Here is a 6546-nt window from a genome sequence, read left to right as displayed (position 1 = left end):
TGGTGTGCATGATGGCGTCCCACACGGACTGGCCGGTGCCGTACTTGTTGTCATAGTAGTGCTTGGCCTTGGCGTCGTTGACCGCCATCATGGGGCAGGGCAGGATGCCCTCCCGCTCCCGGGCACGCAGGCGCAGGATGCCGGTGGTGGTCTCCTCGCAGCCGCCGATCAGGTTTTCCGCCAGGTCGGAGCGCTTGCCGCCCAGCAGGTGGACCAGGTCGCCGCCGTCGTCCACGATCAGGTGGGGCTTGTGGGACAGGGCCTGGACCAGATGGTCCTCGTACTCCTCCGCCGTGGCGCCGTGGATGCCGAAGGTCTCCACCCCCAGACTGGCAAGACCGGCGGCCACGTCGTCCTGGGTGGACAGGGGGTTGGAGCCGGTGAGCCGCACCTGGGCGCCGCCCTTGGCCAGCACCAGGCCCAGGTTGGCGGTCTTGGCCTCCAGGTGGACGGACACGGTCACCCGCAGCCCGGCAAAGGGCTTCTCCTTCTCAAAGCGGGCCTCGATCCCGCTGAGGGCGGGCATAAAGTCCCGCACCCACTGAATCTTCCTGCGGCCGGACTCGGCCAGGGACATATCTCTTACCACGCTCATGGCGTATGCCTCCTCAAGGTGTGTTTTGTCGGTTTTTTCAGTTTAACATACTTTTCCGCCGGGCGGAAGAATGTTCACAGATTTTTTATTTACTTTACTAAGAAAAGCGGGTAGAATGATGCACAACACAATCTGATTGTTAGGAGGATTTGCCTTGCGCTCCATCGACAGCTGGTTTGACCGCTTTTGCCGGAAGCATCCCAGGCTGGCCATCCCCAACCTGATGATGTACATTGTCATCGGTACCGCCATCGTCTATGTTCTGGACCAGTTCGGCCCCTTCCCCATCTCCAATTATCTGGCCTTCAGCCCCTATTACATTATCCGCGGCCAGGTGTGGCGGCTCATCACCTTTATCTTTATCCCCCTGGACGACAACCCCCTCCTGTTTATCCTCTCGTTGTACATGTACTGGTGGATCGGCAGCGCGGTGGAGCGGGAGTGGGGCTCCACCAAATTCACCGTGTTCTACGGCACCGGTGTGCTGATGAACATCCTGGCCGGGCTGATCCTGGCCCTGTTCCTGGGCGGCTTCACCACTCCCCTCCCCACCCTGGCCGGCGCGGAGTATCTGAACATGTCCCTCTTCTTCTCCATGGCCACCCTGTTCCCCGATCTGACCATCCTGCTCTTTTTTGTCATCCCCCTGAAGTCCAAGTGGCTGGCCTGGTTTGACGCGGCTCTCTTCCTCTTCGGCATCGGCAAGGGACTGGCGTACACCGTGATGTACGGGCCCTTCATGCTGGTGATGGTCATCCCGCCTCTGGTGGCCATGCTCAACTACCTGCTCTTCTTCTGGTCAGACATCGCCGGGTTCTTCACCCGCACCATTGGGCGGGCCAAGCACCAGACCTCCCGCCAGACCATCAACTTCAAGCAGGCCACCCGCCACGCCCAGCAGCAGAAGGGGTATATCCACAAGTGTGCTGTCTGCGGCAAGACCGACACCGACTACCCCGACGAGGAGTTCCGCTACTGCTCCAAATGCAACGGCTACTACTGCTACTGCTCCGAGCATATCCACAACCATGTCCATATTGAGTGATCGACCGGGAGCCGGAGGCGCTGTCCTCCGGCTCCTTCTCTCCGGGACAAATGTCCGGCCTGCGAAAATTTCCTCTTGACAAATGCCTTTTCAGCTCCTATACTTACGCTATCAGTTGAGAACGAAGGTGTTCCGACCCCCATGGGCGGAGCATCTTCGTTTTTCTATTTTCGGCCAATTGCGGCAGGTGTGATCGGTCCGCCCGGCCGGACACGCCTTGCGCGGCGCCGGAGGATACTCCCCGGTCCGCCCGGAAAGGGGCAACCACGATGAAAACCAAACGACAGCGGGGGCTCTACTCCCCCTCTTTTGAACATGACAGCTGCGGCATCGGCACTGTAGTGGACATCCACGGCCGGCCCAGCCACCGGACGGTGGACGACGCGCTGAAGATCGTCGAGAAGCTGGAGCACCGGGCCGGTAAGGACGCCACCGGTGAGACCGGCGACGGCGTGGGCATCCTGCTCCAGATCTCCCACCGGTTCTTCGTCAACGCCGCCCGGGACGTGGGCATCTTCCTCCCCGGCCCCAGAGAGTACGGCGTAGGCATGTTCTTCTTCCCCCAGGACGAGAACGTCCGCCGCCGCGCCAAGAAGATGTTTGAGCTGCTCACCGCCCGCGAGGGGCTCACCTTCCTGGGCTGGCGGAAAGTGCCGGTCTGTCCCGAGATTCTGGGCCAGAAGGCCCTGGCCAAGATGCCCTATATCGAGCAGGCCTTTATCGGCAAGCCTGCCGACCTGCCCACCGGCCTTCCCTTCGACCGGAAGCTCTACCTGGTGCGCCGGGTGTTCGAACACTCCAACGGCAGCACCTACGTGCCCTCCCTGTCCAGCCGCACCATCGTCTACAAGGGCATGTTCCTGGTCCACCAGCTCCGCCGGTTCTACCCCGACCTCCAGAGCGAGGAGTACGAGTCCGCCATCGCCATCGTCCACTCCCGCTTCTCCACCAATACAAACCCCTCCTGGGAGCGGGCCCACCCCAACCGGCTCATGGCCCACAACGGCGAGATCAACACCATCCGGGGCAACGCCGACCGTATGCTGGCCCGGGAGGAGACCATGTACACCCCCCTGCTGGCCGGGGACATGGACAAGGTGCTGCCGGTGATCGACGCCTCCGGCTCCGACTCCTCCATGCTGGACAACACCCTGGAGTTCATGATGATGGCGGGCATGGACCTGCCGCTGGCGGTGATGGTGGCCATCCCCGAGCCTTGGCGTGAGGACCGGAACATCTCCCGGGCCCGCCGGGACCTGTACCGCTACTACGCCACCCTGATGGAGCCCTGGGACGGCCCGGCCTCCATTCTCTTCTCCGACGGCGACGTGGTGGGCGCGGTACTGGACCGGAACGGCCTGCGGCCCTCCCGGTACTACCTGACCGACGACGGACGGCTCATCCTCTCCTCCGAGGTGGGCGTGCTGGATCTGCCCGACATGGAGATCGTCCGCAAGGACCGGCTTCAGCCCGGACGGATGCTGCTGGTGGACACGGTCCAGGGCCGCATCATCTCCGACCACGAGCTGAAGGAGACCTATGCCGCCCGCCAGCCCTACGGCGAGTGGCTGGACCGGAACCTGATCCACCTGCGGGACCTGCCCATCCCCAACCGCCGGGTGGAGCGGCGCAGCCACCAGGACCTAGTCCGGCTGCGCACCGCCTTCGGCTACACCAACGAGGACATCACCAGCACCATCCTCCCCATGGCGGAGACCGGGGTGGAGCCCACTGCCGCCATGGGCGTGGACATTCCCCTGGCTGTGCTGGATCCCAAAGACCAGCCCCTGTTCAGCTACTTCAAGCAGCTCTTCGCCCAGGTGACCAACCCGCCCATCGACGCCATCCGGGAGGAAGTGGTCACCGACACCACCGTGTATGTGGGCGACGACGGCAACCTGCTCCAGGAGAACGCCGACAACTGCCGGGTCCTCCAGATCCACAACCCCATCCTCACCTCCACCGATATGATGAAGATCAAGGCCATGGATCAGCCCGGCTTCCGGGTGGAGACCGTGTCCATGCTCTACTATAAAAACACCTCCCTGGCGCAGGCTCTGGACCACCTGGCCCTGTTGGTGGACCGGGCCTGGCGGGAGGGCGCCAACGTCATTGTGCTGTCCGACCGGGGCGTGGACGAAAACCACGTGGCCATCCCCTCCCTGCTGGCCGTGTCCTCCATCGAGCAGCACCTGATCCGCACCAAGAAGCGGACCGCCGTGTCCATCCTGGTGGAGACCGGCGAGCCCCGTGACGTCCACCACTTCGCCACCCTGCTGGGCTACGGCGCCCGGGCGGTGAACCCCTACCTGGTGGAGGAGACCATCGTGGACCTCATCGAGTCGGGCAAGCTGGACAAGGAGTTCCACTCCGCCGTGGCCGACTACAACTCCGCCGTGCTCCACGGCATCGTGAAGATCGCCGCCAAGATGGGCATCTCCACCCTCCAGTCCTATGAGTCCGCCCAGATCTTTGAGGCGGTGGGCATCCGGAAGGACGTCATCGACCGCCACTTCACCAACACGGTCTCCCGGGTGGGCGGCATCGGGCTGGAGGAGATGGGCGCCATGGTGGACCGGAACCACTCCAAGGCCTTTGAGGCTCCCCCCGAGGAGGAGCCCGCCTCCCCCAAGCGCCCCGGAGACGGCGAGGACCACCTCTTCAATCCCCAGACTATCCGCCTGCTGCGTCAGGCCACCCATGAGGGCAACTACGAGGTCTTCAAGCAGTACACCGCCATGGTGGACGACGAGACCAGGCCCCACACACTCCGGGGACTGATGGAGTTCCAATACGCCGCCCAGCCCCTCCCCCTGGACGAGGTGGAGAGTGTGGACTCCATCGTCAAGCGGTTCAAGACCGGCGCCATGAGCTACGGCTCCATCTCTCAGGAGGCCCACGAGTGCCTGGCCCGGGCCATGAACCTGCTGGGCGGCAAGTCCAACTCCGGCGAGGGCGGCGAGGAGCCCGACCGGCTCCGCGACCCGGAGCGCAACTCCGCCATCAAGCAGGTGGCCTCCGGCCGGTTCGGCGTCACCAGCGAGTATCTGGTCAGCGCCAAGGAGATCCAGATCAAAATGGCCCAGGGCGCCAAGCCCGGCGAGGGCGGACACCTGCCCGCCGGAAAGGTGTACCCCTGGATCGCCAAGTGCCGCCACTCCACCCCGGGCGTCACCCTGATCTCCCCCCCGCCCCACCACGACATCTACTCCATCGAGGACCTGGCCCAGCTGATCTATGACCTGAAGTGCGCCAACCGCCAGGCCAGCATCTCGGTGAAGCTGGTCAGCGAGGCGGGCGTGGGCACCGTGGCGGCCGGCGTGGCCAAGGCCGGCGCCCAGGTGGTGCTCATCTCCGGCTATGACGGCGGCACCGGCGCCGCGGCCCGCACCTCCATCCACAACGCGGGCCTGCCCTGGGAGCTGGGCCTCTCCGAGGCCCACCAGACCCTGATCCAGAACGGCCTGCGCACCCGGGTCATGCTGGAGGTGGACGGCAAGCTCATGTCCGGCCGTGACGTGGCCATCGCCTGTATGCTGGGCGCCGAGGAATTCGGCTTCGCCACCGCCCCCCTGGTGGCCCTGGGCTGCGTGATGATGCGGGTGTGCAACCTGGACACCTGCCCCGTGGGCGTGGCCACCCAGAACCCGGAGCTGCGCAAGCGGTTCAAGGGCAAGGCCGAGTATGTGGTGAACTTTATGCGGTTCATCGCCCAGGAGCTGCGGGAGTACATGGCAAAGCTGGGCGTCCGCACTGTGGATGAGCTGGTTGGCCGCAGCGACCTGCTGGCCGTCCGCACCCCCGCGGCCAACCCCCGGGCCGCCACCGTGGACCTGTCCGCCATCCTTCACAACCCCTATGCGGGCCAGCCGGGCCAGCGGTTCAACCCCGCGGATATCTACGACTTCCACCTGGAGAACACCGTGGACCTGAAGATCCTGGAGCCCACCCTGGGCGAGGCCCTGTATGAGGGCAAGCCCACACGGCTGTCCCTGCCGGTGTCCTCCACCGACCGGGCCGTGGGCACCATCCTGGGCTCCGACATCACCCGGCTCCACGGCAACAGCCTCCCCGAGGACACCTTCCTCATCCGGTGCAGCGGCGGCGGCGGCCAGTCCTTCGGCGCGTTCCTCCCCGCCGGCGTGACCCTGGAGCTGGAGGGCGACGCCAACGACTACCTGGGCAAGGGCCTGTCCGGCGGCAAGCTGGTGGTCTATCCCCCCAGAGGCAGCCGGTTCGACCCGTCGGAGAACATTCTGGTGGGCAATGTGGCGCTGTACGGCGCCACCAGCGGCAAGGCCTTCCTCAACGGCGTGGCCGGCGAGCGGTTCTGCGTGCGCAACTCGGGCGCCACCGCGGTGGTGGAAGGCGTGGGAGACCACGGCTGCGAGTACATGACCGGCGGCCGTGTGGTCATCCTGGGCCCCACTGGCAAGAACTTCGCCGCCGGTATGAGCGGCGGCGTGGCCTACGTGCTGGACGAGAAGCGGGACCTGTACCTGCGCATCAACAAAGAGCTGGTGTCCATGGACCCGGTAAAGGAACGGCACGACGCCGAGGAGCTGCGCTCCCTGATCCAGGCCCACGCAGCGGCCACCGGTTCTCCCAAGGCCAAGCTCATTCTGGCCGACTTCGACCACTACCTCCCCCTGTTCAAGAAGATTCTCCCCCGGGACTACGACCGGATGCTCCACACCATTGCCCAGTACGAGGAGAAGGGACTGTCCAGGGAGGAGGCCGAGGTGGAGGCCTTCTACGCCAGCACCGGCAAGGGCGCCGGAATGGGCCATTGACGGCCCGTACCCCAGTCTTTCATCCCCCCATAACATGGCAGCAAAGGCGCTGCGGCACCTGCCGCAGCGTCCTTTTACATAAATTTCTGCACAATTCCAAGGTATCAATTCAA

3 protein-coding genes are annotated in these 6546 nt (G+C 64.7%); 2 read left to right on the top strand and 1 reads right to left on the bottom strand.

The features are described from left to right. Window positions 1-595: adenosylhomocysteinase (locus Q0K23_RS06720; RefSeq protein ID WP_294519612.1), on the bottom strand; the 595-nt coding region annotated here is incomplete at its 3' end. Window positions 596-749: 154 nt separating this feature from the next. Here Q0K23_RS06720 and Q0K23_RS06715 point away from each other — a divergent pair. Both Q0K23_RS06715 and gltB read left to right on the top strand, forming a co-directional pair. Further along, window positions 750-1640: a rhomboid family intramembrane serine protease gene (locus Q0K23_RS06715; RefSeq protein WP_294519608.1), complete on the top strand. Its 891-nt coding sequence runs from the start codon at window positions 750-752 to the stop codon at window positions 1638-1640. A 269-nt stretch (window positions 1641-1909) separates the two neighbouring features. Beyond that, window positions 1910-6433, top strand: coding sequence for a glutamate synthase large subunit (gltB, locus tag Q0K23_RS06710; protein WP_294519605.1), 4524 nt, complete (start codon window positions 1910-1912; stop codon window positions 6431-6433). Window positions 6434-6546 lie beyond the last annotated feature (113 nt).

The sequence above is a fragment of the uncultured Pseudoflavonifractor sp. genome (assembly GCF_944387275.1).
GTDB classification, from domain to species: domain Bacteria; phylum Bacillota; class Clostridia; order Oscillospirales; family Oscillospiraceae; genus Pseudoflavonifractor; species Pseudoflavonifractor intestinihominis.
Note: the sequence above shows the minus strand (reverse complement) of the source record. Positions and strands in the feature narration are given on the sequence as shown.

What these genes read in the sequence shown, in the direction of transcription:
- gltB (WP_294519605.1), top strand. Translation starts at nt 1,910, where the DNA reads ATGAAAACCAAACGACAGCGGGGGCTCTACTCCCCCTCTTTTGAACAT.